This is a genomic window from Brachybacterium sp. HMSC06H03, from assembly GCF_001807385.1.
Taxonomy (GTDB): Bacteria; Actinomycetota; Actinomycetes; order Actinomycetales; family Dermabacteraceae; genus Brachybacterium; species Brachybacterium conglomeratum.
This window is the reverse complement of record NZ_KV788909.1, coordinates 25,217-51,565: the sequence shown is the minus strand read 5'-3', so window position 1 is coordinate 51,565 and position 26,349 is coordinate 25,217. Positions and strand designations below refer to the sequence as shown.

The 26,349-nt window shown below is 70.6% G+C and carries 39 protein-coding genes and 1 tRNA gene; 30 read left to right on the top strand and 10 right to left on the bottom strand.

From position 1 onward, the window contains the following. Both HMPREF3159_RS13300 and HMPREF3159_RS13295 read left to right on the top strand, forming a co-directional pair. Positions 1-814: C2 family cysteine protease (locus HMPREF3159_RS13300; RefSeq protein ID WP_168165434.1), on the top strand; the 814-nt coding region annotated here is incomplete at its 5' end. A gap of 318 nt (positions 815-1,132) precedes the next feature. Next, positions 1,133-2,197: a hypothetical protein gene (locus HMPREF3159_RS13295; protein WP_070501574.1), complete on the top strand. Its 1,065-nt coding sequence runs from the start codon at positions 1,133-1,135 to the stop codon at positions 2,195-2,197. A gap of 253 nt (positions 2,198-2,450) precedes the next feature. On the opposite strand, the gene HMPREF3159_RS13290 is transcribed toward HMPREF3159_RS13295, so the two are convergent. Together HMPREF3159_RS13290 and HMPREF3159_RS13285 are read right to left on the bottom strand one after the other, a co-directional pair. Then, positions 2,451-2,524 (bottom strand) — tRNA-Met (locus HMPREF3159_RS13290). A gap of 280 nt (positions 2,525-2,804) precedes the next feature. Next, positions 2,805-5,828 carry a UPF0182 family membrane protein gene (locus HMPREF3159_RS13285; RefSeq protein WP_246821636.1) on the bottom strand — a complete coding sequence of 1,008 codons (3,024 nt, stop codon included), beginning with the start codon at positions 5,826-5,828 and terminating at the stop codon, positions 2,805-2,807. Between the two features lie 249 nt (positions 5,829-6,077). Between HMPREF3159_RS13285 and HMPREF3159_RS13280 the strand changes: the two genes are divergently transcribed. Further along, entirely contained in the window at positions 6,078-6,638 is a 561-nt protein-coding gene (locus HMPREF3159_RS13280; RefSeq protein WP_070501572.1) for a PPA1309 family protein, read from the top strand. 94 nt (positions 6,639-6,732) lie between these two features. On the opposite strand, the gene HMPREF3159_RS13275 is transcribed toward HMPREF3159_RS13280, so the two are convergent. The 8 genes from HMPREF3159_RS13275 to HMPREF3159_RS13245 form a co-directional block, all read right to left on the bottom strand. Beyond that, positions 6,733-7,191, bottom strand: coding sequence for a single-stranded DNA-binding protein (locus tag HMPREF3159_RS13275; protein WP_070501570.1), 459 nt, complete (start codon positions 7,189-7,191; stop codon positions 6,733-6,735). Positions 7,192-7,219: 28 nt separating this feature from the next. Continuing rightward, a complete protein-coding gene (locus HMPREF3159_RS13270) occupies positions 7,220-8,620 on the bottom strand; it encodes a recombinase family protein (RefSeq protein ID WP_070501568.1) in 1,401 nt (466 codons plus the stop codon). A gap of 125 nt (positions 8,621-8,745) precedes the next feature. Next, complete coding sequence (locus tag HMPREF3159_RS13265; RefSeq protein WP_070501566.1) at positions 8,746-9,432, bottom strand: hypothetical protein; 687 nt, start codon at positions 9,430-9,432, stop codon at positions 8,746-8,748. Positions 9,433-9,540: 108 nt separating this feature from the next. Continuing rightward, positions 9,541-9,675 (bottom strand): hypothetical protein, encoded by a 135-nt coding sequence (locus HMPREF3159_RS18100; RefSeq protein WP_256374548.1) that lies wholly within the window; start codon positions 9,673-9,675, stop codon positions 9,541-9,543. Beyond that, a complete protein-coding gene (locus tag HMPREF3159_RS13260; RefSeq protein WP_070501564.1) occupies positions 9,675-10,058 on the bottom strand; it encodes a hypothetical protein in 384 nt (127 codons plus the stop codon). The genes HMPREF3159_RS18100 and HMPREF3159_RS13260 overlap by 1 nt, the downstream gene beginning before the upstream one ends. Before the next feature lie 38 nt (positions 10,059-10,096). Next, entirely contained in the window at positions 10,097-10,618 is a 522-nt protein-coding gene (locus HMPREF3159_RS13255; protein ID WP_141748233.1) for a hypothetical protein, read from the bottom strand. 23 nt (positions 10,619-10,641) lie between these two features. Then, positions 10,642-11,556: a hypothetical protein gene (locus HMPREF3159_RS13250; RefSeq protein WP_141748232.1), complete on the bottom strand. Its 915-nt coding sequence runs from the start codon at positions 11,554-11,556 to the stop codon at positions 10,642-10,644. A 26-nt stretch (positions 11,557-11,582) separates the two neighbouring features. Further along, positions 11,583-12,224: a hypothetical protein gene (locus tag HMPREF3159_RS13245; protein ID WP_070501558.1), complete on the bottom strand. Its 642-nt coding sequence runs from the start codon at positions 12,222-12,224 to the stop codon at positions 11,583-11,585. A gap of 231 nt (positions 12,225-12,455) precedes the next feature. On the opposite strand from HMPREF3159_RS13245, the gene HMPREF3159_RS13240 reads away from it, so the two are divergent. The 27 genes from HMPREF3159_RS13240 to HMPREF3159_RS13120 all read left to right on the top strand — a co-directional run bounded on the left by HMPREF3159_RS13240 (position 12,456) and on the right by HMPREF3159_RS13120 (position 25,809). Continuing rightward, entirely contained in the window at positions 12,456-12,773 is a 318-nt protein-coding gene (locus tag HMPREF3159_RS13240; RefSeq protein WP_141748231.1) for a helix-turn-helix domain-containing protein, read from the top strand. A gap of 28 nt (positions 12,774-12,801) precedes the next feature. Continuing rightward, positions 12,802-13,164, top strand: a complete 363-nt coding sequence (locus HMPREF3159_RS13235; RefSeq protein ID WP_070501554.1) for a hypothetical protein — start codon at positions 12,802-12,804, stop codon at positions 13,162-13,164. A 70-nt stretch (positions 13,165-13,234) separates the two neighbouring features. Next, entirely contained in the window at positions 13,235-14,005 is a 771-nt protein-coding gene (locus HMPREF3159_RS13230) for a phage antirepressor KilAC domain-containing protein (protein ID WP_070501552.1), read from the top strand. Between the two features lie 127 nt (positions 14,006-14,132). Beyond that, positions 14,133-14,393 (top strand): hypothetical protein, encoded by a 261-nt coding sequence (locus HMPREF3159_RS13225; protein WP_070501550.1) that lies wholly within the window; start codon positions 14,133-14,135, stop codon positions 14,391-14,393. Further along, entirely contained in the window at positions 14,390-14,632 is a 243-nt protein-coding gene (locus HMPREF3159_RS13220) for a hypothetical protein (protein WP_070501548.1), read from the top strand. Before HMPREF3159_RS13225 ends, HMPREF3159_RS13220 begins: the two co-directional genes overlap by 4 nt. After that, the gene (locus tag HMPREF3159_RS17565; protein ID WP_168165433.1) at positions 14,629-14,802 is read left to right on the top strand and encodes a hypothetical protein; all 174 of its coding nucleotides are present in this window, start codon (positions 14,629-14,631) and stop codon (positions 14,800-14,802) included. Before HMPREF3159_RS13220 ends, HMPREF3159_RS17565 begins: the two co-directional genes overlap by 4 nt. Before the next feature lie 68 nt (positions 14,803-14,870). Then, the gene (locus HMPREF3159_RS13215; protein WP_070501546.1) at positions 14,871-15,248 is read left to right on the top strand and encodes a hypothetical protein; all 378 of its coding nucleotides are present in this window, start codon (positions 14,871-14,873) and stop codon (positions 15,246-15,248) included. Beyond that, positions 15,248-16,696: a ParB/RepB/Spo0J family partition protein gene (locus HMPREF3159_RS13210; RefSeq protein ID WP_070501544.1), complete on the top strand. Its 1,449-nt coding sequence runs from the start codon at positions 15,248-15,250 to the stop codon at positions 16,694-16,696. The genes HMPREF3159_RS13215 and HMPREF3159_RS13210 overlap by 1 nt, the downstream gene beginning before the upstream one ends. Continuing rightward, positions 16,693-17,538: a hypothetical protein gene (locus HMPREF3159_RS13205; protein WP_070501542.1), complete on the top strand. Its 846-nt coding sequence runs from the start codon at positions 16,693-16,695 to the stop codon at positions 17,536-17,538. Before HMPREF3159_RS13210 ends, HMPREF3159_RS13205 begins: the two co-directional genes overlap by 4 nt. Continuing rightward, on the top strand, positions 17,535-18,281 hold the full coding sequence (locus HMPREF3159_RS13200; RefSeq protein WP_070501540.1) for a hypothetical protein: 747 nt from the start codon (positions 17,535-17,537) through the stop codon (positions 18,279-18,281). Before HMPREF3159_RS13205 ends, HMPREF3159_RS13200 begins: the two co-directional genes overlap by 4 nt. After that, on the top strand, positions 18,281-18,859 hold the full coding sequence (locus HMPREF3159_RS13195) for a 3'-5' exonuclease family protein (RefSeq protein WP_070501538.1): 579 nt from the start codon (positions 18,281-18,283) through the stop codon (positions 18,857-18,859). Before HMPREF3159_RS13200 ends, HMPREF3159_RS13195 begins: the two co-directional genes overlap by 1 nt. 65 nt (positions 18,860-18,924) lie before the next feature. Further along, entirely contained in the window at positions 18,925-19,788 is an 864-nt protein-coding gene (locus tag HMPREF3159_RS13190) for a hypothetical protein (RefSeq protein WP_141748230.1), read from the top strand. Then, positions 19,785-20,135, top strand: a complete 351-nt coding sequence (locus HMPREF3159_RS13185; RefSeq protein ID WP_070501535.1) for a hypothetical protein — start codon at positions 19,785-19,787, stop codon at positions 20,133-20,135. Before HMPREF3159_RS13190 ends, HMPREF3159_RS13185 begins: the two co-directional genes overlap by 4 nt. Continuing rightward, the gene (locus tag HMPREF3159_RS13180; RefSeq protein ID WP_070501578.1) at positions 20,135-20,377 is read left to right on the top strand and encodes a WhiB family transcriptional regulator; all 243 of its coding nucleotides are present in this window, start codon (positions 20,135-20,137) and stop codon (positions 20,375-20,377) included. The genes HMPREF3159_RS13185 and HMPREF3159_RS13180 overlap by 1 nt, the downstream gene beginning before the upstream one ends. Continuing rightward, positions 20,377-20,532: a hypothetical protein gene (locus HMPREF3159_RS17560; protein ID WP_168165432.1), complete on the top strand. Its 156-nt coding sequence runs from the start codon at positions 20,377-20,379 to the stop codon at positions 20,530-20,532. The genes HMPREF3159_RS13180 and HMPREF3159_RS17560 overlap by 1 nt, the downstream gene beginning before the upstream one ends. Then, the gene (locus tag HMPREF3159_RS13175) at positions 20,529-21,146 is read left to right on the top strand and encodes a hypothetical protein (protein WP_070501533.1); all 618 of its coding nucleotides are present in this window, start codon (positions 20,529-20,531) and stop codon (positions 21,144-21,146) included. Before HMPREF3159_RS17560 ends, HMPREF3159_RS13175 begins: the two co-directional genes overlap by 4 nt. Further along, entirely contained in the window at positions 21,143-21,580 is a 438-nt protein-coding gene (locus HMPREF3159_RS13170) for a hypothetical protein (protein WP_070501531.1), read from the top strand. The genes HMPREF3159_RS13175 and HMPREF3159_RS13170 overlap by 4 nt, the downstream gene beginning before the upstream one ends. After that, on the top strand, positions 21,580-21,804 hold the full coding sequence (locus tag HMPREF3159_RS13165) for a hypothetical protein (protein WP_070501530.1): 225 nt from the start codon (positions 21,580-21,582) through the stop codon (positions 21,802-21,804). The genes HMPREF3159_RS13170 and HMPREF3159_RS13165 overlap by 1 nt, the downstream gene beginning before the upstream one ends. Further along, a complete protein-coding gene (locus tag HMPREF3159_RS13160) occupies positions 21,801-22,226 on the top strand; it encodes a hypothetical protein (RefSeq protein WP_141748229.1) in 426 nt (141 codons plus the stop codon). Before HMPREF3159_RS13165 ends, HMPREF3159_RS13160 begins: the two co-directional genes overlap by 4 nt. Then, a complete protein-coding gene (locus HMPREF3159_RS13155; protein WP_070501526.1) occupies positions 22,223-22,444 on the top strand; it encodes a hypothetical protein in 222 nt (73 codons plus the stop codon). The genes HMPREF3159_RS13160 and HMPREF3159_RS13155 overlap by 4 nt, the downstream gene beginning before the upstream one ends. After that, the gene (locus HMPREF3159_RS13150; RefSeq protein WP_070501524.1) at positions 22,425-22,721 is read left to right on the top strand and encodes a hypothetical protein; all 297 of its coding nucleotides are present in this window, start codon (positions 22,425-22,427) and stop codon (positions 22,719-22,721) included. The genes HMPREF3159_RS13155 and HMPREF3159_RS13150 overlap by 20 nt, the downstream gene beginning before the upstream one ends. Further along, the gene (locus tag HMPREF3159_RS13145) at positions 22,721-22,927 is read left to right on the top strand and encodes a hypothetical protein (RefSeq protein WP_070501522.1); all 207 of its coding nucleotides are present in this window, start codon (positions 22,721-22,723) and stop codon (positions 22,925-22,927) included. The genes HMPREF3159_RS13150 and HMPREF3159_RS13145 overlap by 1 nt, the downstream gene beginning before the upstream one ends. Next, on the top strand, positions 22,924-23,253 hold the full coding sequence (locus HMPREF3159_RS13140; protein WP_070501520.1) for a hypothetical protein: 330 nt from the start codon (positions 22,924-22,926) through the stop codon (positions 23,251-23,253). Before HMPREF3159_RS13145 ends, HMPREF3159_RS13140 begins: the two co-directional genes overlap by 4 nt. Positions 23,254-23,284: 31 nt before the next feature. Further along, positions 23,285-23,560, top strand: coding sequence for a hypothetical protein (locus HMPREF3159_RS13135; RefSeq protein WP_141748228.1), 276 nt, complete (start codon positions 23,285-23,287; stop codon positions 23,558-23,560). Between the two features lie 93 nt (positions 23,561-23,653). Next, the gene (locus HMPREF3159_RS13130) at positions 23,654-24,895 is read left to right on the top strand and encodes a hypothetical protein (RefSeq protein WP_070501516.1); all 1,242 of its coding nucleotides are present in this window, start codon (positions 23,654-23,656) and stop codon (positions 24,893-24,895) included. After that, positions 24,892-25,425 carry a hypothetical protein gene (locus HMPREF3159_RS13125; RefSeq protein ID WP_070501514.1) on the top strand — a complete coding sequence of 178 codons (534 nt, stop codon included), beginning with the start codon at positions 24,892-24,894 and terminating at the stop codon, positions 25,423-25,425. The genes HMPREF3159_RS13130 and HMPREF3159_RS13125 overlap by 4 nt, the downstream gene beginning before the upstream one ends. Positions 25,426-25,590: 165 nt before the next feature. Then, complete coding sequence (locus HMPREF3159_RS13120) at positions 25,591-25,809, top strand: hypothetical protein (protein WP_070501512.1); 219 nt, start codon at positions 25,591-25,593, stop codon at positions 25,807-25,809. The last annotated feature ends 540 nt before the right edge of the window (positions 25,810-26,349 follow it).

The window sequence follows — 26,349 nt, the reverse complement described above, 5'->3', positions numbered from 1 at the left end:
CCTGGAGGGGCGGGCGCGCGCAGCGCGTCCCGGCGCCGACGAGCGTGCCCGGAATCTCGCTGGGCCAGGCATTCCGGACGGCGAGACCGGCGGGGCGGCTCACGTGATCTCCGGCGCCGACGGCGTGCTGCACCTCTCCTCCGGCCCGCACACCACAGCGCTCGCCCTGGACCGCGGCCCGCTCGCCCCTCCGGTGCTGCTGCGCCCCCGGCAGGGACGCCTCGGCGACTGCTGGCTGATGGCGCCGATGCTCGCCCTCCACGAGACCGCGCCGGAACGGCTGCGGGCACTGATCGGCGAGGAGACGGACGGGATCGTGACCGTCCGCCTGCCGGGCCTGGAGGAGCCGCTGCGGGTGGACCGTCGCTTCCCCGTCGATGCGCGCGGAGTGTTCCAGTACGGCAGGCGGGACGGCGCGAACCCCGGCTGGGTGGGCGTGCTCGAGAAGGCGATCGCCGGTCACATCGCCGGGGACTACGCCTTCCTGCAGCGGGGCCTGGCCCGCTACGGCTTCGCGGTGCTGCTGGGTGAGCGGGTGCGCACGAACCTGCGCCTGCCCGATGCGGGGCAGGTCCTCGCCTGGCGGGCCGAGGGGCGCGCGCTCTGCGCCTCCACGCATCCGCTGAGCGTGCGGGTGCCGTCGGCGGCCGGTCCCCTGCCGCCGAACCATGTCTTCGCAGTCGTGGGCGCCGACGCGACGAGCGGACATCTGCATCTGCGGAACCCGGTGCGGCCGGCGGAGCTTCTCATGCTCGATGCGCGCTCGTTCCGGCGCGGGTTCCTGTCCGTCGACGTCACCGCACCGTTGCGGTGACGGATCGGGCCGTCCGCTCCTGATGATGGGCTCCGCGGTGATCGAATCACCGTTGAACAGGCGCGTGCGCGCGGTGGAAGGGAGAGTCGCGGTCAAGGCACTCGTCGTGCCAGCAGTCGCTCTCACCACCGACGCCGTGCACACTGCCCGGTCCGCGGTCGTGCCGTGGGGATGGCAGACCCGATGCCACCCTCGATCCCCGCGAGCAGCGCGCAGAGCGTTCCGGACAGGCCGGCCCCACCGGCCGGTCGACGACTCGGCGCACCCTCCGGCTGTGACGTACCCTGCAAGGATCCGAGGCCATGGGGGGGGGATCATATGGGCGACAGCCCGAAGTCCGGGGTGAACGTGCTGCTGGTGGCCGACCCGGGCCTGCCCACGGCCCGAGCGCGATCGATCCAGGATGACCTGCAGGAGCTGCTCGACGAGGCGTTCAGCCCCCCGATCACTCTCAACGTCCAGACCGCGATGCTCCGTTTGCGGCCCGACAACTCCCTCGATCTCTCCGACGCCGTCGAGCTGGCACGCGAGTACGGATCACCGGAGTCGGTGCTGCTGCTCACCGAGATCCCGCGACTGGACGATGGCCATCCCTTGATCGCAGAGATCTTCCCCGACGAGAGGATCGCCGTCGTCTCGTGCCCCACGCTCGGAGCGTTCTTCAGCCGCCGCCGCATCCTCGACACACTGATGGCGTGCACCGTGCGGCTGAAGCCGACCAGCGAGCCCCGGGACCCCTCGATGTTCGACCGGTCCTGGCTCCGCTGGGCCCAGAGCCCGGACGGCAACGACCATTCGACGCTCCGGGCACGCCGGTTCACCGGCGGTCTCCGCACGGTCCTCGGGATGGTCGCCGGCAACGAGCCCGTGAAGACGGCGCCGCGCCTCTCGAGCGCCCTCGCAGCGGCAGCGGCCACCGGCGCATTCGGCATCTTCTACAACTCGATCTGGGTCATGTCCACCTACCTGTCGACGCCGCGGCTCATCGGCGTCGGGCTCCTCGCGATCGCGGCGATGACGGCATGGCTCATCGCCAGCAACGGGCTCTGGGACTCGCCGGAGCGGGAGAATCTCGCACGGGTCGTCCTGCTCTACAACCTCTCCACGGTGGTCACTCTGGTGCTGTGCGTCCTCGTGCTCTACGCGGCGCTGGTCCTGCTCATCCTCGCCGGAGGCCTGATCGTCATCGCTCCCGAGTACATGGAGGACGTGACCGGGCAGCCTCCCGTCTTCACCCGTTACCTCGACATCGCGTGGCTCAGCGCCGCCATGGGCGTCGTGGCCGGCGCGCTCGGCTCGAGCTTCGACCAGCGCACCGACCTCAAGACGCTCACCCATGGGCAGAGGGAGCGCCAGCGGAAGTACACCGAGGAGGACTCGTGATCGTCGGCGGTGGGTCGTTCAGCCGCAAGCTGTGCTGGGCAGGATGCCGGCGCCGGCGGGGTGGTTCTTCTCGCGGGTGAGCGAGGGAGCGTCGTCCTGGGTCCGGTCGAGGCCTGCCTGGTGAAGGCAGCTTCGGCCGAGGTCGAGGTGCTCGGCGGCACCGACAGGATCGCTTACGAGCCCCCGGCGCTGAACACGGCAGAACACGAAGGCCCCCGATCCGCATTTCTGCTGATCGAGGGCCTTCACTTCGTAGCGGGGGCAGGATTTGAACCTACGACCTCCGGGTTATGAGCCCGGCGAGCTACCGAACTGCTCCACCCCGCGGCGACATCAGTAACTCTAGGACGACCCGGCCTCCGAGTCCAGCCGAAAGGCCTCCGACGTGGGCCATGCCACGTTCACGAGCAGTTCACCTGCGCTCTCGTGCCTGAACGGCCCTGCTGCGACTCTCGCGGCCCGCCTCGCGCACCACGTCCGCGGCCTCCGCTGCGCAGCTCCGCGCCCCTCCGACGACGACGAGGACGCCCGCCGCGCACCGTCCTCAGCCAGCGCCGCGACGGGCGTCCTCGGATCCGGGATGCTCCCGGCAGTCGAAGGCGAGGGGTCAGCCCTCCCCGCCGCCGTCGGAAGCCGCCGGCGTGCCGGACCCGCCGAGCTCCTGGTTGGCCTGGACAGCCCGGTTCAGCGCATCGGCAAGGCGGTCCTGCGCGTCGCCGTACGCGGCCCAGTCCCCCTCGGCCATCGCCTTCTCGGAGTCGGCGACCGCGGTGTCCATGTCGGTCAGCGCCTGGTCGAGGCGCTGCTGGGGGGTGCCGTCGGCCGCGGGGGCCTGCTGCTCGCCCTCGGCGGGCGGCTCCTCTCCCTCGGCGGGGGCCTCCCCGTCTCCCTCCTCGACGGTGCCCTCGCCGGTCTCGGCGTCGGCCGTGCCGCTGGGGGCATCGGAGTCGGTGACCTCCGCATCGCCGGCGGAGGCTCCCGAATCGCCGCCGAAGACCAGGTCGAGCGCCTCGTCCAGCGTCGGCGCGAAGCCGATCCGGTCGCCGAAGGAGACCAGCACCATCTGCAGCAGCGGGTACTGGGTGCCGCCGCCGGACTGCGAGGACTGCAGATAGACGGGCTGCACGTAGAGCAGTCCGCCGCCGACGGGCAGGGTGAGCAGGTTGCCGTTGATGACCTCGGAGGCGCCCTGCTGCAGCAGGTTCAGAGCCTGGGACACGTTCGGCTCGGCGTTGAAGGTCGCCTGGACCTGTCCGGGACCGTTGACCGGGTTCGAGGACGGCAGCCGCAGCAGCGTCATGTCGCCGTAGCTGTCCGCCGGGTTCCCCTCGGTGCCGCCCGTCTCCGAGTCGACCGCGAGGAAGCCGGTGAGCACGTTCTGCCCCTCGGAGGGGATGAAGCTGGAGGAGAGCGTGAAGCGCGGCTGCTCCTCGTCCGGCATCTGCATGGTGAGGTACATCGGCGGCTGCGGGGCCTGCTGGCCGGCGCTGCCGTCGGGGTTGGTGGGCGCCGGGACGGTCGGGTCCGGCGGCACCTGCCAGAAGTCCTGCTGAGTGAAGAAGTCGTCCGCGTCGGTGACGTGGTACGTGGAGAGGATCTGGCGCTGCGCCTTGAAGTAGTCCGCCGGGTAGCGCAGATGCGACATCAGCTCGCCACTGATCTCCGAGGCGGGCTGGAGGGCGTCCGGGAACACCTCGGCCCAGGACTTCAGGATCGGGTCCTCGGTGTCCCAGGTGTACAGCGTCACCGAGCCGTCGAAGGCGTTCACGGTCGCCTTCACGGAGTTGCGCATGTAGTTCGCCGAGCGCTCGCGGTTGCTCGCCGAGGCGTTCGGATCGGTCTGGGAGTCGTTCACCGTCTGCTCGAGGTCCACCGACTGCGCGTAGGGGTACTCGGTCGTGGTGGTGTATCCGTCGACCACCCACACCATCTGGTCGTCCACGACGGCGGGGTACATTTGCGAGTCCAGTGACAGGAACGGCGCGACCTCGCGGACACGCTGCTGCGGGTCGCGGTCGTAGAGGATCTGCGACTCCTCGTTGAGGTAGTTCGAGATCACGATGTTCGGGTCGCGGAACTTGATCGCGTACAGCAGCTGGTTGAAGAAGCTGCCCACGGCGGGCCCGCCGTCGCCCTGGAAGGTGTTGTAGACCTGCTCGCCGCCCTGCTCGTCGTCCGTGCTGCCCTGCTGGTAGTCGAACTCCTGGGGGTCGGCCCCCTCGGGCGCTCCGACGATCGAGTAGTCCGGGGAGTGGCGGCCGAAGTAGACCCGCTCCTCGTACTCGCCGAACGCGCCCTCGCCGGGCACGCCCGACTGCAGGAAGCTCGGCTCGCCGTCGGAGTTGCGACGGTTGCCGTGCGCGGCGGCGGCGCCGTAGCCGTGCGTGTAGGTGATGTGCTGGTCCACCCAGGAGCGGTCCGAGAGACCGAACTTGTCCGGCCGCAGCTCGCGCACGCCGATCACGGTGTCCTGCAGCTGGCCGTCGATCTGGTAGCGATCCACGCTGAGGACGTCGTCGAAGCCCCAGTAGCGACGGTTGGCCTCGCGCTGCTCGAAGGTGGGCGAGATGACGTTGGGGTCCATCAGACGGATCTGCGCCGTGGTCGAGGCATCCTCGCGCAGCGCACCCGAGGTCGCGTCCGTGCTGGCCGTGTAGGGCACCTCGGTGACGTCGTCGAGGTCGAACGCGGTGCGGGTCGCGTCGATGTTGTTCTGGATGTAGGGCTGCTCGAGCGCTCGCTCGTTGGGCTGGACCTGGAACTGCTGGATGGCCCAGGGGTAGAGGTTGCCGACGGCGAGGGTGGACAGGATCATCAGCCCGGCGCCGATCGCGGGGATGCGCCAGTCCGAGCGGAAGATCCACACCACGAACAGGGCCGCGACCACCACCGCGGCGATCGCGAGGATCGTCTGCGCGGGCAGGATCGCGTGGACGTCCGCGTAGGAGGCGCCCTCGAAGCGGGTGTGGGAGGCGGTCAGCAGGTCGTAGCGCTGGAACCAGTGCCCTGCGCCGAGGAAGAGCACGTAGATCGCGGCGAGCACGCCGAGGTGGCGGCGCGCGGTGCGCGTCACCTCGAGCCCGCTCTCCTGGCCCCAGCTCACGCCGCCGTAGACGAAGTGGCCGATCAGAGCGCCGACGATCGCGACCAGCAGCACGAACTGCCCGAAGGAGACCAGCACGTCGATCACCGGCAGGGTGAAGACGTAGAAGGAGATGTCGTTGTCGAAGACCGGGTCGGTCTGCCCGAAGTCCTGCGGGTGCAGGAACAGCTGCACGTCCTGCCAGCGGCGGGACAGCGCGAGCCCGCCGAAGGCGCCGATCACGATCGGCGCGCCGTAGGTCAGGCCGCGGCGCAGCGGGTCCACCGCGGCGCGGAACTGCTCCAGCGCCTCCTGCTCGCGCGTGATCGGCGGGTAGACGGGGCGCTTGGAGTACGCGATGCGGAGGCTGAGGAACAGCGGCACGGCGAACATCACGAAGCCGGCGACGAACAGCAGCGCCTGGGTGACCCACCGCGTGACGAGCACGTCGGTGAACTCGAGCTGGTCCATCCACAGGTACTTCGTCCACACCTCCGAGGCGAGGACGAGGAGCGCGATGAGCACGCCGAGCGCGATCACCGTGATCATCAGAGGGGAGATCCTCCGGGGCTCGCCGGAGACTCCATCGGGGGCCGGTCGTGGGCGCGGCCGCGGCATGTCGCCGAACTGGGCGGAGAAACTCACAGATAACCTCTGGTGCCTCGAAGTCGGAGCGCACACGGGGCCCCCGACGTCGTGGGGTCCCAGAACGCGGCCCGGGTACAGTGTGGTGCCGCCGTGTCGCACGGCGGTCACCCCATTCTGTCAGGCCGAACCTGTAAGGGACCTCTCGATCCGATGACGACTCCTGCCCAGGACCCTCTGGACGCGCCCACGGCCGCGCTCGCCGCCGCCGTGCTCGAGGTCGCCCGCCATGTCGAGGACGGCCCGCTGCCCGCGCCACGCCTGTTCGCGCTCGCCCGCAGCGCCGAGCTGATCGCCGCCTCCCCCGCCCTCGCCGCGCTGCTGGGGGCTGAGGGCGAGGGCGCGAACGCCCACGACGACCTGCACCTCACACCGATCGACCTCGAGGCGGGAGACGCTCCCTCCGGTCCGTCCGACGGGCAGGAGGATCCGCTCGCGGCGCTCGAGAAGGTGCAGTGGCCGGACATGGCCGCCGGCGGCGCGATCGCCTGCGATCTCGCGCCCGCGGCCTGGTCGGTCCGCGACGGGGAGCAGAGCGCCGGCGGTGCCGCGCTGCCGTCGGGGCGTGTGCTGCGCGTGGTGGTCGCGGCGCTGGGCGACGGCACCACCTGGTCGGCGGTGCACCGCGGCGGCGAGGACGGCTACGTCCTCGGCGCCGCGCTGCTGCCGGAGATCTCCGAGGCGCTGGTGCAGACCCTGCAGTCCGGGAGCTGACCCCCTCCCCCGTCGGGATCCGCTGACGGGCTCACCCGACGGAGCGCGTCCCGTCGGTCGACCGCCGCCTCGTCCGCCTGCACCGCGGTGCGGCTCAGAAGGCCGGCGCGAGCGAGTCCTCGCCCTCCGTCTCGTCCGCATCCTCGGGGTTCGCCGAGCTCGCCTCTGTGAGGATCTCCCCCGAGTTCGGGTCCAGGTTCGGGACGTCCTGCGCGCGCAGCGGCTTGGTGAACTGGGAAGAGCCGTAGGTGAGGTCGTGGCCGATGGACTCAGCCTGGAGGTTCAGGGAGTAGCGGGTGATGCCGTCGGTGCCCTGCCACTCCGAGGTGTTCAGCCGGCCCGTGACCAGCAGCGGCTGTCCCTTGTGGATCGAGCGCATCACGTTCTGGCCCAGCCCGCGGCGGGCGAAGACGGTGACGAACTCGGTCTTGCGGTCGGCGAAGTCCTGCGTGGCGGTGTTGTAGTAGCGGCCGGTGACGGCGATCCGAAGCTTGACGCTGGTGGATCCGTCCTCCTGCCGGTGCTCGGTGGGATCGGCGGTGACGTTCCCCATCAGCGTCGTCAAGCTTCGCCAACTCGTACTAAGGGGTGGGGCGGCCTCGCATCACGACGTCGACGCGGCGCTCGTCGTTGAAGTCCACCTCGACCGACTCGACGGCCCGCGCGAGGAGCGCTCGCCGGTGCGTGGTGGGGAGGATGTGCCAGTCCTCCACGAGGCTGACGACGGCGTGATGCATCGGGGGGACCGCGTGCTCGGCGGTCGCCGCTTGGAGCGCGTCGCGAGCGGCGGCGAGCTTCTGCTCGATCGCGGGCGACGCGGCGGCGTAGGCGTCGGCGCTGATGACGTCCTCGGCGAGCTGCATGGCGAGGCGGCCGAGCGAGGTCTTGTGCTGCTGGATCGTGCGCTTCAGCGCCGCGGTGTCCACGGCCACGGGTCGGGTCTCGGGGATCGCGGTGGTCTCGATGTTCGCGGCGGTCTCGACGAGCTTGTCGTAGACGGCGTCCTCGACGACCCGCGTGGGCACCTGGGCGTAGCTGTGCCCGCCGGTGAAGCGGGAGGCGAAGCAGCGGTAGTAGAACCAGCGGCCGCGCGCCGACGCGCCGGTGAGTGCCCGTCCGCACACGCCGCAGCGCACGAGCCCGGCGAGGAGGTAGTCCGACGCCTCCCGCCTCGGGGCCGCCGCCCGGGTCTTCCGCGCCTGCCGGTAGGCCGCGAACTCGGCCTCGGTGATGAGCGGCTCGTGCGCGCCGGGATGCCACACGCCCTGGTGGAACACCCTCCCGACCGCGAACTGTCGGTCCATGATCTGGCGGAGGTTCCCGGCGGTCCAGACGTTGCTGCCCGTCGCAGTCGGGATGCCCTGCGCGTTCAGCCACACGCACAGCGAGTACATCGTCTCCCCCGCGATGAACCGCCTGTACAGGCCGGCGAAGACCGGCCCCGTCACCGGGTCGGGGAAGAACATCTTCTGCTCGGGGTCGTACACGTACCCGAACCGCGGCTTCCCGTCGTGCGGCAGCCCGTTCCGCACCCGCCGCGCCTGGGTCTCCTTCCACTGATCGCCGGCGCGCTCAGACTCGAACGCCGCGATCTCGATCATCATCCCGCGCGCGAGCCGCCCGATCGACGTCGACGTGTCGATCGGCTCGGTCGCCGACTCGATCCGACCCCCAGCCTGCTGCGCACGATCCGCCGCGAGATACCAGTCGAGCCGGTTCCTGCTCAGCCGCGACCACTTCCACAGGATCACGACGTCAGCGGCACCGGACTCGACGGCCTCCATCACCGCCGCGACGCCGGGCCGATTGAACGTCCGCCCCGACAGCCCCGGATCGGACTGCACATCGACGACCTCGTACCCGTGCCGGGCCGCGTACTCCCGGCCCGCGGTCTCCTGCAGCTCGAGGCTGATCGACTCCTCACGGAACGTCGACTGCCGCAGATACAGCGCGGCGCGCTCCCGCCGCCCCTTCTCCACCATCACGCACTCCCCCTCCCCCGGCCCAGGCTCCCGCGCCGCTGCGCTCGCCGGGGTGCTGAGCGTAGGGCGCGTCCCTCCGGCGCCGTGCTTGGCGGCCGTAGGGCCGTGGTCGTGCAGCGTGCCGATCAGCCCTCGAGGAGGGGGTAGTCGCTGCGCTTCTTCTGGTCGATGACGACGCCGGACGCGTCGTAGACGACGACCCACTCGAGGTCCTCGTGGGCGGGGCCGGCGGTGGAGAAGATGATGTTCGCGGCGCCCTCGGCGAGGCCCTTCGCCTCGGCGTCGCTGCCGTTCAGCTGGAGCGTGACGTCGAGGGTGCCGACGCTGGTCGAGGTGACGTCGCTGATCCAGCACGCTCCGAGGGAGTAGTCACCGCCGCACATCTCCTGCCAGTCGGCGGAGCCCATCAGCGCGGTCTCCTCCACCTCGGAGGCCCAAGCCTCGGGGTCCTCGGCCGGCGCCTCGGCCTCAGCTTCGGTGGTCTCCTCCTCCGTCGGCTCTTCAGCGGCCTCGCTGGTCGGCTCCTCGCTGGGAGCCTCCTCCTCGGTGGTCTCCTCCATTGCGGGCTCTTCCTCGGGCGCGGCGGGCTCCTCGGTGGTCGTGGCGCTCGCCGAGGGTTCGGCGTCGTCGTCCGGTCCGATGATGGTGCCGAGGATGACGATGCCGATCACGGCGAGCAGGATGAGCCCGCAGCAGCCGCCGCCGATGACGCCGGCGAGCTTCCCCTTGCTCCAGCTCTTCGGTCCGGATGCAGGAGGGGCGCCCTCGGGGTCGCGGGCGTCGGGCGGGGTCGGGCTGGTGGGGCTGGTCATGGCAGAGTCCTCTCGGGGCGCTGGTGGTTGATGTCTGGATCGTAGGCAGGCTCTGGACATTCGTAAGGCGCCGTAGTCCTTCCGTGACCCCCCAGGACGTGTAGTCGATCACGTACCCCACCACCCGGTGTCCTGGTTCCCTTCGGTCTCGTGCTCGATGATCTCGGCCCACCAAGGCGCCGGCACCGGCTCCGACAGCTCGAGGCCGAGCTCGAGCTGCTCCGGCTCCTCCCGCTCCCCCATCACGCGACCCAGTGCGCGTCAGTGAGGCGGGCCCGGAGCACGGCGCGCTCGCCGGGGGTGAGGGCGTGGAGGCGATCAATGACGGTCTCGGGCATAACGTCGAGTTCCTCGGCGATGACGACCACGTGCTCGGACCAGGCGGCTGCTTCACCGAGGTCGTCGAGATGGATGAGGCCGAGGGCGACCTCACGATCAATGCCGTGCTCGACGACCGCGATGCAGTGCCCACGGTGGCCGCGCACGTAGTGGATCAGCTCGTGGTCGAGGACGACGCGGCGGTCGACGGCGGTGAGCTCACGGTCGAGCCAGATCCGGGAGACTCCGTCGGTGTAGCCGAGGATCCCCTCGGGCAGGGCCGCATCGATGATCTCCGGTGGACGCATGCCCAGGAGGCTACGAGAGGAGGCAGACACTCTCGCCTTTAGCGACTCCCAAGCGCACGCCGCTTGTCCTTGACGAGCAGGCTGTACGCGGAGCTGGCGCGTCGGACGAGTAGCAAGGTCGTGAGCACGAGATGGGCCCCGAGCGCAATGACGACTGCCATGGGTGTGCCGCGAACGCCGCCGAGGAGATCCACAACGAGTACGGCGACCGTGGCTAGTCCACCGACCAGCGTGGCGTAGACAGTGTTCCAGAACAGCACGTCGATCAGTCCGATGAGTCGCGTTGACCGCTGATGCTCTACCTTCTCGTCGATGTCGAGCCGCAGCTGGAAAACGTACACGAGCAAGCCGATGAACAGACCCGTGAGGATAGCTAGGCCCTGAACGAGGTTGCCGTGAGCGGCCGTGTTCGGTCCCCAGAGAGCCCACAGGGCACCGAGGATCAGCGGGAGCCCGTAGTGCAAGCACAGGTCGCCTTTGCGGAGCTTCCCCGTGGTGGGGTTCTCGAAGCCTTGGATGTGCTTCGTGACGGGCTTGCGGATGTCGATGGACTCAAGCATCGCCACGTCACCTGCCCCTCGTGTCACCTCAGCCAATCATATGCGAAGGCCTCCTCGAGCCCGGTGTAGAAGGTCTCCGCGAGGTCCCCGCAGACGTCGATGAACTGATCGTTGTCGAGCACGTCCTCACCGTGCTCGTTGAGCACTTCACGTAGTGCTGGGGACTTCGGGTTCGACATCTCGAAGGTCTTCGTCCGCTCACCGTCTTCCACCGTCAACGTGACCCGGTCGACCTCCCCGTCGCCTGGCAGTCCGACGATGTCGGCGGCCTCGATCTTCGAGGACGACTCGAGGACTCGCGTCAAGATCCTCTTCGGCAGATGCCCCTTTTGCTTCGGGCGAAGCGTCTGCTCGTATACGAGCTCGTCTGGGCCTTCGTCACTGCCCCAGCTCTGAGCCGGCCTGTGGCGTCGCACTCCGACCTCTCGCAGTTCCGCAGCAGCCAACCACTCCTTGCCGAGGGTCACCGAGACCTTCTCCGCGTTCAGGCTCCGAAGGATCCCGTTGCGATCCGGCACCTTGCCCTGGCCGGCGATCAAGACATCGATCGCATCCCAGGCACGTGTCCCTCCAACGAAGTTGCCCTCGCGCTCCGAGAAGTAGAGCGCCGTGTCTGCGCCTGGAGGGCACAGGAACAGCGCTCTTGTGCCGACAGTCGAGGCATCATCAGCATCGACCGGGGTGCGCGAGCCCTTACCGCCGATGTTCACGATCTCGCGCTGGTCGTCTCCCCAGGAACCCGTACTCACTCGGAGGAGGACCGCGCGTGACAGGTGATGGACGTCGCGGACCTCGGTGTATATCTTGCGCCTCGGGTCGGTGAGGTCCGGCTGCTTGCCCGCCCACGAACGGACGAGGTCGAGGAGCCCACTGGGCCCAATCTCGTCGAGGGGGATCTTTCCGTCGCCGGGCCGCCCGAGTAGGCGCACCTCCACCATCGAGACCCCCAGAGTCCTCCGAGCCATCAGGCACCCCCACTTTCTGCGTCTTGGTCCTGCTGCTGTCGGGCCTCGCGGCCGCGGTTCCGGCCCCGCTTCGCGGCGAGGCTGTACTCGTCCTGTTCCCACGGCCGGTCGTCCCGCGAGCCGTCGCTCTCGTATCCCCGCTGCGGGAGATACGCATTCAGGTCTGCGTCGGACCCGCCTTGGTTTGTGTCATCAGCGCCTGAAGCGGGGTGCTGCGCGCCGGCGTGCTTGGTAAGCCCATCTGGCTGAGCATCACGGCCCAAGCTCGTTGTGTCTCGTTCACCATCGGTTGCTCCCGCCTTCGTGAGCTCGCGAGCCATGGTGAGCAGCGCCTCCTGCGCCGGCGTGGAGAGCTTCTTCCCACCGGGCACGAGCAGCGCGTCACCGCTCGCGCCGCTGCGGACTTCGAGTCCGAGCGAGCGAGCCGTCGCGAGCACGACTTCTTGGACAGGAACGTCGAGAGCCTGGGCGAGCCCGGCGAGGGTCGCCACGTCAGGGAAGGCCCTCATCTCGCGAGTCGCGATCTGCTGGATGCGCGCTCTGGAGAGCCGACCGTCGCTGAGCGCGGCGAGCTGCTCATAGGACCGATCGCCCTTCCGATCGGCCACGAGCGCCTGCAGCGTCGGGTCCTCAACGTTCACGGAGCACACCTTCGGTCGGGGGACACAGCGGTGTCCAGTGGCGCATTCCAAGCTCCGCCTACGGCTCAGAGCGACGCGCCGAACCGGTTGCCGCCTAACTACTGGTCCCGAGGATAGCGGCCAAATGCCCCCACCACGCATGACGCCTGCCGCACGGGGCTTGCCAGACTGCCTAACGTCTGATTACATACTGGCATCCAGCGATTGACAGAAGTGCCTAAGGGGGCCAGGATGACGACACGCAAGTACCACCGGACCAACCGCAGGAGATGGGGATCGATGCCGAACCGGATGCTGCTGATCGCACCCGCCGCGCTCGCTGAACAGATGGAGATGCGCGGCTGGAGCAACCGGCGTCTCGCGAAGTACGCCGAGTGCGCGCCCGGCACGATCGACAACCTCATGAACGGCCGAACCAAGGGCGTGAACAACCCGCGCACCGCCGAGCTCATCTGCGAGGCGATGGGCCTGCCCATGTCGCTCGTTTTCGCGCCCGAGAAGTCCACTGCTGTATGCCAGACCGGCATGCATAGCAAGACCGCCGCCTGAACCATTACGACGACCAGGAGCCCCCGTCATGACCATCACCCCGATCCGCGCCCCGTTCGCCACGGTCCCGGTCCGCCCGCTCGCGCACCGCTCGCCGACCGAGGCCGAGCTGTTCCCCCACCTCGAGAAGGACGATGTCTGCATCTACTGCGGCCGCTTCCAGACCGACGAGCAGGCCGGGCAGCGCACCGCCGACCACATCCAGGCGGACCTCGTCGCGGTGCACCGCGCGTCCGAGGCTCTGATCCGGGACTTCGGGCTCCCGCACCCGGGCTACCAGCACGACGTCTACGACCTCCTCTGCGAGCTCGACAACACCCTGCGCGACGCCGCTCCCACGCTCCCCTTCGAGCCGGCGCGGCCGATGAGCGCCGAGCACCACCAGCCCTGAACGCAGAAGCGCCCCCGCCGGACAGGGCGGGGGCGCTGACACCGAAGTGCTCTCACCGAAAGGCTACCCGATGAACGACCTCATCCCCATCCAGCAGAACGACGACGGCAGCATCGCCGTCTCCATGCGCGCCCTGCACACCGGGCTTGGCATCGGGCGCGACTTCACCACGTGGGCCGCGCAGATGTTCACGTACGGCTTCGAGGCCGGCACTGACTACTCCGAGGTTCTCCCCGGATCCGGTGAGAACCCCCTCGGCGGCAGGCCACGCCGGGACTGGGCGCTCACGATCGACACCGCCAAGGAGATCGCGATGCTCCAGCGGTCTGAGCGGGGGCAGCAGGTGCGTCGCTACTTCATCGACGCGGAGAAGCGGTTCCGAGCGGCGCAGGACGTCGAGATGTCGGACGACGAGCTGATGGCTCGCGCGGTCCTGTCCGCGAACCGGAAGATCAAGTCGCTCGAGGCGACCGTCGCCGAGCAGCAGCCGAAGGCCGCCGCCTGGGACCACATCGTCTCGTCGGCGGGCTCCTGGTCCTACGAGGGCGCCGCGAAGGTCCTGTTCGAGCAGGGCGTCGCCAAGATCGGCCAGAACCGCCTGGTGGACCAGCTCGTGGAGTGGGGCTACCTCTACCGCGACGCGAAGAAGCGTCCGCACGCCTACCAGCGCTACATCGAGCAGGGCCTGTTCGTCACGAAGGCCCGGGTCTACACGGACCAGAAGACGGGCGAGACCCGCGCGTCGTCCGCGCCCCAGGTGCGCATCACCGGCAAGGGCCTCGACGTCCTGTTCCGCCGCTTCCGGTACGGCCAGATCGAGCTCCCGGGGCTCGCGGCATGACCGCCCCGCGCCACCGAGCGCTCCCCCGCTCCCGCCCCAGCGGCCGGCGCCGAGGCGTCCGCCGCATCCCCCGAGACATCGTCCGAGCTCTCGCGGAGACCGCCCCGAAGCACAGGAAGGACCCGTCATGACCATCACCGAGACGACCCAGAAGATCCGGGAGCAGGTGCAGGCGGGGATCGATGCCCGCCTCGCGAACCCGACGGGCACGGAGTTCGATCGGATCCTCGCTGCTGGCGGCGCGCGGATGCTCGGCCTCGACGGCACGAGCGTGGAGGACGCGGCGCGGCAGGCGAAGTGCGCGGGCGGCCCCTCGATCGAGGAGCTCGAGCAGGCGATCCGTGACCGGCGCGCCGCGGCGGCAGCTCGTTCGAGGGCCGCGGCATGACCGGCCAGCTGCTCCCCTTCCCCACCGGCCGCCGTCTCCCCCGCGCCCAGGTGACGCAGGCGGGGTTCCGGGACGAGGACCTGCGGTTCATCGTCGGCTGCTCGTGCGGGTTCTCCCGCGTCGAGCACGTGAAGGCCGAGGCGTCCCGCGTGAAGCGCGCGCACGACGCCGAGCACCGCCGTGCCGAGGCCGCACACCCCGCGGGCAAGGCCCTCCCGGGCGGGGGTGAGGGGGCATGAGCGCGCTCCTGTTCCTGCTGACCCTGGCCGTGCAGGTCGTGCTCGCCGGCGTGATCGTCGGCGCGATCGGCTTCGTGGTCTGGGCGGTCCTGGACTGCACAGTCGGCGACTCGGCCGCGCTCGCCGCCGAGGTGCGGCGCCGCGCTCGCCGGGAGGTGGCCGGCAGGTGAGGAGTCGTCGCCCTGGGACTCCGCGTCCTGCGCGTCCGGCACCGGTCTGTGAGGACTGCGGTGCAGATGTGTGGTGGGCGTGGGGGCTGCACGGGAAGGTCTGGACCCCGCTGGTCCCCGAGCGGTACGCGCTCGAGGGCGGGGTCGGCCTGTTCCAGGTGTGGCGCGATCAGCACGGCGGGCTGCTGTGCAAGTCGTGGCCGGCCGGGCAGAGGGGCGACATGGAGCAGTCGTGGCGCGGGAACCACCACAACGCGAAGTGCGGGCGGTGGCGGGACGAGGTCACGGCGGGGCTCGTCCGGGAGGTCGCTGCGGCGCTCCCGGTGATGGAGGACAGGGACTTGCTCGCGCTGGGCCATCGGCTGCGCGGGCTCGGAGACGAGATCTCCGGACAGATCAGGCGCCGCGCCATGGAGGCCGGCGAAGACCAGGAGGAGCAGGAGTGATGGAGCAGACCCAGGGCGTGATGGAGCAGGTGCAGATGGTGCACGTCGACGTGCTCCACCCGCATGAGCAGAACCCCCGCATCGACGCCGCGCAGGTCGAGGACCTGACCGAGTCGATCCGGGAGCATGGCATCGAGGTCCCCCTCGTCGCCGCGCCGCGGGACGACAGCTGGACGGACTTCGTGGTCCTCGGCGGCCACCGCCGCCTCACCGCCGCGCACGCGGTCGGCCTGACCGAGGTGCCCGTGCAGATCCGCGGCGACCTCACGGACCCGAAGGCGCAGCTGGCATTCATGGCGACGGAGAACATCCTCCGCGACCAGCTCACGGCCGTGGAGGAGGCCCGCCTCGTCCAGGACATGCTCGACCTCGGCATGACCCAGGCCGAGGTCGCCAAGCAGACCGCGCTCGGCAAGAAGCGCGTCTCCGAGCGGGTGAAGCTCGGCAAGCTCGCCGACGACACCGGGGAGAAGGTCCACCGTGGCCAGATCACCGTCGACGACGCCCTGATCATCGCGGAGTACAGCGACGACCCCGACGCCGTCGAGCAGCTCGAGGACGCCGCCGGCACCTACAACTTCGACTGGGCCGTCTCCCGCGCGAAGCAGCGCCGCGAGACCGCGCAGGCGCTCGCCGACGCGAAGAAGAAGGCGAAGAAGCTCGGAATCCGCCTCGCCGACGACGACGCGGACTTCGTCTCCGTCGGCGAGCTGGTCCACGAGGGCTGGACCACGCCCGCGATCAAGGCCGCCGCCGCGGGCCTCGAAGACGACGCGTGGACGAAGCTGATCATCGCCGAGCACGAGGACTGCCCCGGCCACTCCGCACGCCTCATCACCCACGGCGAGTACCGCGGCGATCTCGAGGCCGGCTGCGACCAGGTCGCCGCTCAGCACGCCGAGACCACCCACACCGAGGAGCCCGACGCCGAGCCGGAGCCGAAGCACGACCCGTGGGACGACATCACCGAGGAGGACCTCGACGCCGCCCGCATCCACCGCGAGCAGCACCTCGCCAAGACCCTCCCCACCCTCCACCCCGACGACGAGGCCCGAGACCTCGCAGTCCAGAGCGTCGTCAGGATCGGCTGGGGCAAGTACTGGGAGGACAAGGCCGGCATCGACTTCCTCCAGGCCATCACCGGCACCGAGGGCAAGGCCAAGGTCACAAAGACCCTCGCCACCTGGCCGATCAGCGCCCTGATCTGGCTCAGCCACCACGGCAACGACCTCAACAGCTTCCACCGCATGATGGCCCGCGGCCAACGCGGCAGCACCTACTGGGAGCCCAGCAACACCCTGCGCCAGCTCCTCGAGCGCACCGGCTACACCTGGTCGACCCCTGAGCAGCAGGCGATCCTCCTCGCCACCGGCATCCCCCACGACGCCACCCCGGCCGACGACACCGACGGCGCCGAGGCGCTCGCCGAGGGCGGTGAGGCGGCATGAGCGAGACGTCGCAGCTGCTCGAGCAGCTCCGAGGGCACTACATCGCGGAGACGACCCAGCCGAGCTCCCGCCGCGGCGGGGTGTTCGCGCACGAGGTGTCGCCGAACGGGGCGTGGGGCGGCCCGGGCATCCGGCGCGCCGACGCGCTCTACGCGGGCTTCACCTCAGCGTCCGGGCGGATCCTCGTCGGCCACGAGCTCAAGGTCTCGCGCGCGGACTGGCGCAACGAGCTCGCGAAGGTCGGGAAGGCCGACGCCTGGGCTGATGCCTGCCACCAGTGGTGGATCGTCGCGCCCTCGACCGATGTCGTTCCGCCTGAAGAGCTCCCCGACGGGTGGGGCCTGATGCTCCCGCCCCGGACCGCGCGCGGCCGCCGCATGCAGATCGCGGTCAAGGCCCGCGTGAAGCTCGACCACTCCCCGCCGTGGTGGGCCGTGCGGTCCTTCATGGCTCGCCTCGAGACCCTCGAGCACGAGCAGCGCCACGACGAGGTCCAGCGCATCGTCCAGGCCCAGGTCGAAGAGCGCACCGCGTACCTCAAGAAGCGAGAAGCCCCCGCCCAGATGAGCATCGAAGACAAGCACCGGCTCGACGACCTCGGACGTCTGGAGAAGGAGCTGGGCTTCGAGCTCTCGTCCTTCCGGTCCGACCTCGAAAAGCGCAAGGTCAGCGTGCGCGACTTCCAGCGGGCCCTCCGCCTCGCGGCCGCGACCGGCACCGAGGCAGCACGACTCGCCAACCTCCGCTACTCCATCGGGGGCCTCCAGGACGCCGCGAACGCTCTCGCCAAGGCAATCCCCGAGATCGAGCGCGCGCTCGCCGGAAGCGGTGAGGCGGCATGAGCACGTCGATCTCGTTCGAGGTGTACGGCCTTGAGTTCTGCCGGATGCTCGGCGCGGTGGGGCTGTTCCAGGCACGGCCGCAGGACTTCCCGTCCTACGCGGCGGTGCGCTGCTTATCCCGGCACGACGGGCTGTCGCTGGCGGCGCTGAACGGCGGCGCGGCGGCGGCCGGCCTGGTGCAGACCGAGGACGTCGACGGGTTCGGGGCGTTCTCGATCCCGGCCGCGCAGGTGAAGGCGATCGGCTCGGTGTTCAAGGTGACGCTGCCGAAGGAGGTCTCCGCGCAGGAGTACCGCCTCGCGGTCGAGGTGTCGGAGCGGCAGATGACGATCCGGGACGTGTCGGGCCTGATCGATGGGTCGTCGCTGACGGTCGACGTGGCCGAGGACCCGATGACGCTCGAGCGGGGCGACAAGTCGTCGTTCGACCTCGCCCTGCAGGCGTTCGAGGTGGTGCAGCGCGGACTGGACCCGCGCCCGGCGGTCGCTCTGGACTCGGGGATCTTCTTCTCGCCGGCGCAGTGGGGCCGGGTGGCGCGAGCCGCGACGGCGCTGGGCGTCGAGCTGCATGTCCGGATGCTGGGCCGTGTGGCGGTGTTCCCGCTTGCGGAGGAGTTCGTCGCCTACGTCCCCTCGAGCGAGCACCGCGAGGACGAGGAGCACCGGGCGCCGTGGATCGATGAGCGGTCCCTCGCCGAGTGGCGGGCGCGTCTGCGCGAGGTCATCGATGAGGGGGCGCTCTGATGCTCCGCGTCGACAGGAAGCTGGTGTTCCTCGACATCGAGGCGACGTCCCTGGACGTGCATTCGGCGAGGCCGTGGGAGATCGCCACGATCGAGCGCCGCATCGACGGCACCGAGCAGCGCACCTGGATCATGGTCTCGGACGTCGACCTCACCGACGCGGACCCGCGCGCGCTTGAGGTGGGTCGCTTCGAGGATCGGCGGGTGCGGGATGGCCGTGCGCGGTGGCTGTCGGAGGAGATGGCGGCGCTGTGGCTGTCGCGTCGGCTCACGCCGGGCTGCACGGTCGTGGGCTCGAACGTGGCCGGCTACGACCTGCCGATCCTCGCCGCGATGCTCGGCCGCTGGGGCCACTCCCCTGCCTGGCATCACCATCCGATCGACCTCGTGACGTGGACGCAGGCCCGCGAGGCCGGCAGTCCGTTCGCGACGGTCGGTCTGACCGAGGGCTCCTACGAGCTGTCGCGGATCGCTGGGGAGCAGCCGCCGGCGGTGGCCGGCGCGCACACCGCGATGGGTGATGCGATGTGGGCGCGGGCCTGGTGGGACGCGCTCACGGAGACGGCGGTGGCCCGATGACCGGCCCGAACATGGTGCGGGCGCCGCGGGTCGCCCGGGAGTGCACCCACAAGCACGCCAGGCACGTGCACGGCACCGCGACGATGTACAAGCTGGACCGGTGCCGGTGCGCTCCCTGCACGGACGCCGCGACCGCGGAGGAGCGCCGTCGGCGGCTGGATGCGTTCATCGGTGCGGAGCCTCGGCGGGTGGACGCGGGCCCGGTCCGTGAGCATGTCCGTGCGTTGCAGGCCGCGGGGATCGGGTACCGGCGCGTGGCCGAGCTCGCGGGCGTGTCCCCGTCGACGGTCGCGAAGATCATCAACCGGGACCCGTCTCGGGCAGATGGTGCGCCGCAGCGCCGTATCGAGCCCGGGACGGCGCGGCGGCTGCTCGCGGTCCGGGTGTCGATCGACACGGCCGCTGATGGCGGGGTGATTGATGCGACGGGCACGTTGCGGAGGCTTCATGCGCTGCATGCTCGGGGCTGGTCGCGTCGGGCGCTCGCGATCCGGCTGGGCGTCGAGCACAACACGCTGTCGAACATCGAGCGGACGGGGACGGCGTCGGGGCGGCTCGCTCGTGCTGTCCGGGCACTGTACGAGGGGCTGTGGGATGTGGCGCCGCCGTCGGCGACCGCGCCGCAGCGCGCCGCGGTCACGCGCACGCTCCGCTGGGCGGAGCGCCACGGCTGGGTTCCGCCAGCGATGTGGAACGACGAGGAGATCGACGATCCCGCCGCGTCTCCGGCTGTCGAGTCGGTGGAGGGTGACGACGTCGTGGAGCGGCTGGAGGAGCTGCTGTTCCTGGCGTCGACGGGTGAGGACCTCGACCGGGCGGCGCGCCGTCTGGGGTGGGGGTCGTGGGAGACGGCGCGGAGGCGCGCGGTGCTCCACGGCCACCCCGCGGGCCGGCTCCGTTCCCCCGAGGCGTCGGAGGTGGCGGCATGAGCGCGGCCCAGCAGGCCCGGTCCGGGGAGGTCACGGCGCGTGGCCGGTTCGTGGCGACGTTCCCGTACTACGGCGGGTTGACGCGGGAGCGGCTGGCCCGGCATGTGCGGTGGCCGTTCCTCGAGCTCGCCGAGGCGGAGGGCGTGGAGCTGCTGCCCGGCGACCCCACGGTCCGGATCGACCGCACCGGCGCCGGCGACTTCGTCGTCGTCTCGCAGGCCGCGGTGTCCCGCCGCCCCGTCGCGGAGGTGCGGCGCCGCGCGGCGGAGATGGCGTACGAGCACGAGCAGGCCCATCCCTTGCTCGCGAAGTGGATCAGCAAGCACCTGCAGGAGGTGGCGTCGTGATGGACGGAACCCTGGCCCGGCCCGAGCCGTGGATGGCCAACGCGCTGTGCGCCCAGGTCGACGGGGATCTCTGGTTCCCGGAGAAGGGCGGCTCGACGCGGGAGGCGAAGGCGATCTGCCGCCGTTGCCCGGTCCGTGCGCAGTGCCTTGCCCTCGCGCTCGAGCGGAGTGAGTTCGGTGTTTGGGGCGGCACGTCCGATAGCGAGCGGCGCCGCATGAAGCCCAGCGCGGAGGCGGCGTGATGCAGGTCCTCCACCAGATCCCCGCCCGGCAGACCCGCCGTCACGAGCGGACCCTCGACTGCCCCTGCCACCCCTCCCAGACCGTCACCAAGCGCCCCGGCGAGCAGCCGGCCGTGACCATCACCCACCACCCGATCCCGAAGGACTCCCGATGACCGACAAGACCCTCGGCGCGTACGAGCGCCACGAATCCCCGGACTACGCCGACGGCGGTGTCGCGGCGGCGCTGATCGAGAAGGAGGCCGAGAACGCCGACGCCGCGGTGGACTACCACGCCATGTGGTGGAAGGCGGAGCGTGAGCGCGAGAAGGCCGAGCGGGAGCGGGACGAGGCTCTGGCGAGTGTGCGAGTGCTGGCCCGAGAGAACATCGAGTGCCACGAGCGGTTCCGCGCCGCTGAGCCCCGCCCCCTCACCCCGGACGCGATGACGGCCCGCGAGCACCTGGACGCCGCGTGGGACGCCGCCCACGTCCCCGCGGACGGCATGATCCCCGCCGGGGCCAAGTACATCACCCGGAACCATGCGGGCGGGATGCGTGGCCCGTTCACGGACGGCGAGGCGATCCCGGACACCGACCCCACCGGCTTCGTGAGCCGCCGCCTCCTGGACCCGCCGCGCCCCGAAGGATCCGAGGGGATCGACGAGCCCCTGCGGCAGGCCAACGCCGCCGCGCTCGGCGGGGCGCTCACCCCCGAGCAACGGCGCGCCCTCGCGGACCACCTCGCAGCGATGCGCGTCCGTGTCGTCGCCGAGGAGGACCCCCGATGACCACCGACCCCTTCACCGAGGCCGCACGCGCAGAAGCTGAGCGGCGATGGTCCCGGGACCAGGCGGACGGCCGCCCGCTTCCCGCCCACGCCCGCATGAACCGACGCATCGGCTTCGAGATCGGCGCACTGTGGACGCGTACCCACATCGCCGCGCAGGAGCCGACCGACGCCGAGAAGGCCGTGCGCGAGCTGCACCGCCCCGCGCAGGTCTACACCCTCGCCGAGGACTGCACCGAGTCCGAGTCCCACGAGTGGAGCACGGCGAGCCATGGCGGCGACGAGCTCTGCCTCAACGAGCCGACCGGCCAGCAGTTCTGCACCGAGTGCTGCCCCGAGGACGCATTCGACTGCACGGACTACCCGTACCCCTGCCCCACGATCCAGGCGCTCGACTCCGCCCGTGCCGCCCGACGAGACGAGGAGGCCCGCTGATGCCGTACCACCCCAACGACGCCGATATGCGGTTGGCCGCGCAACAGGCCGAGCGCGAGGAACGCGAGCGCGCAGAACAGATCGTCGCCATGTCCGCCCACGAGCAGGCCGCGTGGCTCAAAGCCGCCGGGACACGAATCGCAGAGGACATGCGCCGCACCCGGGAGCGAATCGCCGCGCAACGAACCGCCCGTGCCGCCCGACGAGACGAGGAGAAGAGATGACCCGCTTACCTCGTCGTGCCCGTGCTGTGCTGCGCCTCGTCGCGCCGTGCGTGTTCGGGATCGCTGCCGGCGGGTACGTGATCCCCGCGCTGCTCGCGCAGGACTGGATCCTCGCGCTCTGGGCCGGCTCCGCCGCGGTGTGGACGTTCCTATACGCCGCGCACTCCTGCCCGCCCCCACCACCGGCCCCGGAGCCCCCGGGCCCGGAGCTGCCGGAGCCTGTGGATCGTGGCCGGCAGGTCGTGCTCTTCCGCGGTGGTCCCGAGGACGGCGGGAAGTACACGATCCACCGGGATCGGGACCTGCTCGGCACGGACCTCCACCTCTCGGGCGCGGACTACGAGGTCACCGCCGTCGAGCAGACCGCGTTCCGCGCCGACTTCGTCCAGCTCGTCCACCGCGCCGACGCGGGTGACCGATGATCCCCCGCCACCGCCCCGGCACCAGAGTCCGGCTGCGCCGCGGCCGCGTCGCCCACGTCGTCGCCTCGATCGGCACTCCCGACGACGGCGCCCGCTTCACCCTCTGCGGCGTCCCCGTTCTCCTCGACGACCGCGCCGCGCTCGTCGAGGACCCGGACTGCGTCGCCTGCTACTCCCGCCCTGCCCGAAGGAGGCCCCGTGGCCCGCACACCTCATGAGGACCCGCACCCGTACGCCGGCGAGGTCGTCCCGCTGCTGTCGAAAGACAGCCAGGTCGGCGACGAGAAGCCCGCCGCGATGTTCCGCATCACCGACTGGGCCGACCGTGTCTACGGGAAGCCGTGGCGTCTCCATCGCTCCCCCGGCGTGCTGCTCTACAGCCTCCGCGCGGAGGGCCTCGGCCTCCCGGTCACGGACGACAACGTCCTCCACGGCACCCTCCTGGGCCTGCCGATGCTCATCCACACCCGCGAGATCGATTGGAGCCGACTCTGATGGACCCGAAGATGAAGAAGTACCTGCGCGACCGGCCGTTCGCGAAAGCGGCAGCGGACGTCGCGGAGCAGGTCGGCACGCGACCGATGCTCCCTGAGCAGGCCCAGGTGGGCGCCACCGCGATGATCGCGTGGGCGATCCTCGACCACGCCGACGCCGTCCGCGAGCTCACCGCCACGCTCGAGCGCCAGGACGGTGACGCATGAGCACCACGACGATCTACGTCCCGACCCCGATCACCAGCGCCGAGCAGGCCGAAGCACTGCCTAGCGGAACGCTGGCGCGACACTCCCAAGGGGCCGGCATGGACCACGCCCACAAGCTCCCCGCGTATCCACGCACCACGACTGGTTTCTGGCGGTCTACAGACGGTCTCGTCAGCGACGGTGCGATGGTCGGCTGGACGGCTCTCGTGCCCATCGAAGCCGAGGAGGAGCGGGCGAGGAGCCAGATCAACATCACTCACTTGTCGCCACCTGCGCCGCAGATGGTTCCCGTTCGCCTGCCCTGCCCTAGGTGTGGGCTCCGATGACCCGCCTCGTCATCCCGTGGGAGGCGACTCGATGATCACCGCGCAGCCCCGCCGGCGCCGTCGCGGCCGCGCGATCCGGAAGCGCCGCCGCACCCGCGCGGCCATGGCCCCCTCGAACCGCCTCGCGCGCGACTGGCTCGACGCGATCTGGGACCGGATCCGCGCCGCCGTGCGCGACGCCCTCGGCTTCGTCCAGGTCCTCGCGGCCCGGGCGACCCCGCTCCCGCTCACCCCGCGCGACGGCGCCGGCGCTCGCCGGCAGCTGCTCGAGCACGGGCGGGGACCGAGCAGAGGAGGGAGGAGGTGATGAGCGATGGCTGAGACCTGTGGGTCCTGTGACCGGGTGATCAACCCCGTCACGGGCGAGTGTGCGTGTTCGAGTTGAGGAAGGGATGGGCCTGTGGCCTGGTTAAAGACGGGTGACACCGCGGCGATGGACGAGCGGGTGCTCGACATCGCCGAGCTCGAGACGGCGGAGCCGTGGTCGGTGAACGAGGTGTACGGCTTCGTGTCGCGGATGTTCATCCAGGCGGCGCAGCAGGGCTCGGACTACCGGGTGTCGATGGGCACCGCGATGGCGCTGAGCCCCCGCTACGAGCTGCTGCTCGTGCAGGCCTCGCAGACGGGGCTGCTGGAGCTGGTCGTCGAGGACGGCCGGCGCATGATCCGTCTCGTCGCCGACGGGGACTTCCACCACCTCCGCACCCGGGAGGAGATCGACTGGGAGAACGCCCGGAAGGCCGACGTCGCTGACCTCTCGCTGGTCCTGCCCGTCAGGGTGCGGGACGGCGATGCGTGCCGCTACTGCGGCGAGGTCGTGAACTGGCTCGACCGCAAGGGCGGCCGGGGCGGCACGTACGACCACCTCAAGCCCGGCCAGCGCGCCCAGTCCGCTGACGACCTCGTCGTCGCGTGCCGGTCGTGCAACGGCGGTCGGCGGGACGCCGGGGAGCAGCGCTCGAAGCGCTACCCCCTGCTCGCCGCGCCGAAGGAGTCCGTCCGCTACTTCTCGAAGTCCACGCTCGCGTGGTTCGCGGAGAACGGCACGGTCTTCACCGAGCTCGGCCTGACGATCCCGAAGCGCCAGCGCGGCGCGAAGGACCGCCGGCCGGGAGCCCAGACCCGACCCGACGCGCGCCCCGTCCCCGGGGCGGCGCCGGCCACCGAGGGCACAGGGACCGCGGCGACCGCATCCAGCGGCGAACAGCGACCTGCAGCCCCCCAGACGCGTCCGGAGCCCGCGGCGCCGCACACCAGCGGCGAACAGCGACACGGGACTGCGCGGGGGCACGCCCCGGCCGACGAGCACGCGGTGCCTGCGCGTGCCACCGAGGAGCCTGCTGACGCGGCGCCGCACACCGGCGGCGAGCAGCGCGCAGGTCACCGCTCGGCGGCATCTGACGCGGACCTCACGCTCGATCAGGTCGCACCTGAGGTCGTCCAGAAACCGCATTCAGCCAGGCGGAACGCTCCCGGCAGATCGCTTCTGGAAGCTGAGGCGGAAGGATCCGGATTTCCCGGGACGGGTAGGGACGGGACGGGCCGGGCAGGGCAGGGCAGGACCGGGCAGGGGGCCGCCGGCACGGCGGCCCCGCCTGGGAGGAGACGGAAGCGTGGTCGGAGAAGGAGGGGCAAGCGGTGAGGGTGATGGTGGATCCCCGGGTGAACCAGTTCCTGGGGATGGTCAATGATCTGGAGGAGGCTGCTCGGGTGTTACCTCGGTGGCCGAAGCGGAAGGTGGAGGGGCCGTCGGGTGGTGGTTCAGGCTCCGCGGTGCTGGTGAACGTGTCGGGTCTCGATCTGGCGCGGGAGATCCATGCAGTGCTCGTGCCGTGGTGCGACCTCGCGGCCGAGGAGTGCGGGCTCGAGGAGCTCGACCCAGCGTGGTCGTCGTGGACGAGGACACCGTCGGGCGCCTGGGTCGCGACGGGAGGGAACACCGCCGAGGTCGCTCGGTGGCTGAGGAGCAACGCCGGCTTCGTCGTGGCTCGGGCCTGGTATGTCGACGAGATGTGGCCGGAGCTGTTCGAGCTGCGTCGGAAGGCTCGCGGGCTGATGGGTCTGTGGCGGCCGTCGAGGTCGATGCGGGATCTCGTGATCGAGGCAGCGACGTCGGGCGGGACTCTCGAGGAGATGCGGGAGGTGGCTCGTGCACGCCGAACAGAAGGCTGAAGGTCTGGTCGTGGACCGAGAGTGGATCACGAAGATGTACGGACTGTCCGCCGAGTGGTCGCGGAAGGAGCTGCCGGTCCATGGGTACGTCCGTGGGCGTGCCTTGCACCTGCTGACTCCCGAGGTCGTGCGCCGTGTGTCGGAGGCTCGACCGAGGAGGCGGCGATGATGGCCGGGCTCGTGGTCTTCTACCTCGTCGTCGGTCTCGTGTTGCTACTCGGAGGGATCCTCGAGGGCGTGCGTCGCCGGCGCGGGCATGTGCCTGTGATCGACCCGGTGTGGTGGGCGATCTACGGCGCGGTCTGCTGGGCGCTGCGCCTTCCGGGGCGTGCACTTCGGTGGCTCCGGCCGCGCGACACGCCGCGCGGACTTGGGGGTCCTTGACGCTATCCCATGCTTATCCCATCCTGAACGTGATCTTGGTGTACTGCACCCAACGGCCTGTCCGCGCTTCGCGGAGCGGGCCGTTGCCATGTCTGCCGGCGGCCGGGCCAGCCCTGCCACGCTCCTGGTCCCCTGCTCGGACCCGAGCCGCCGGCACCCCTTTCTCGCATGGTCGCGAGTCCTCGAGGAGGTGGGGTCGATGTGAGTGACGGTCTTGTCCTCCCTGCGTGGGGTGGTCGGCGGAAGAAGCAGGCGACTGAGTTCGTGCGTCGGCGTGGTGAGGCCCAGGGCTCGCCGTGCTGCATCTGCCGGCAGCCGATCGACTACTCGCTCCGCTACCCGCACCCGTCGTCGTGCTCGGTCCAGCACGTGAAGTCGCAGAGCGCGTTCCCTCACCTGAGGTGGGAGCCGTCGAACTGGGCCCCGGCCCACCTGCTGTGCAACACGGGGCTGGGGCCCGGGGACCCGGCGGACCTCGGGGTCATGTCTTCCTGATCGCCCCGGGGTGCTGCTACCTGCTCCGGGGTTCGGGGTCGAGCA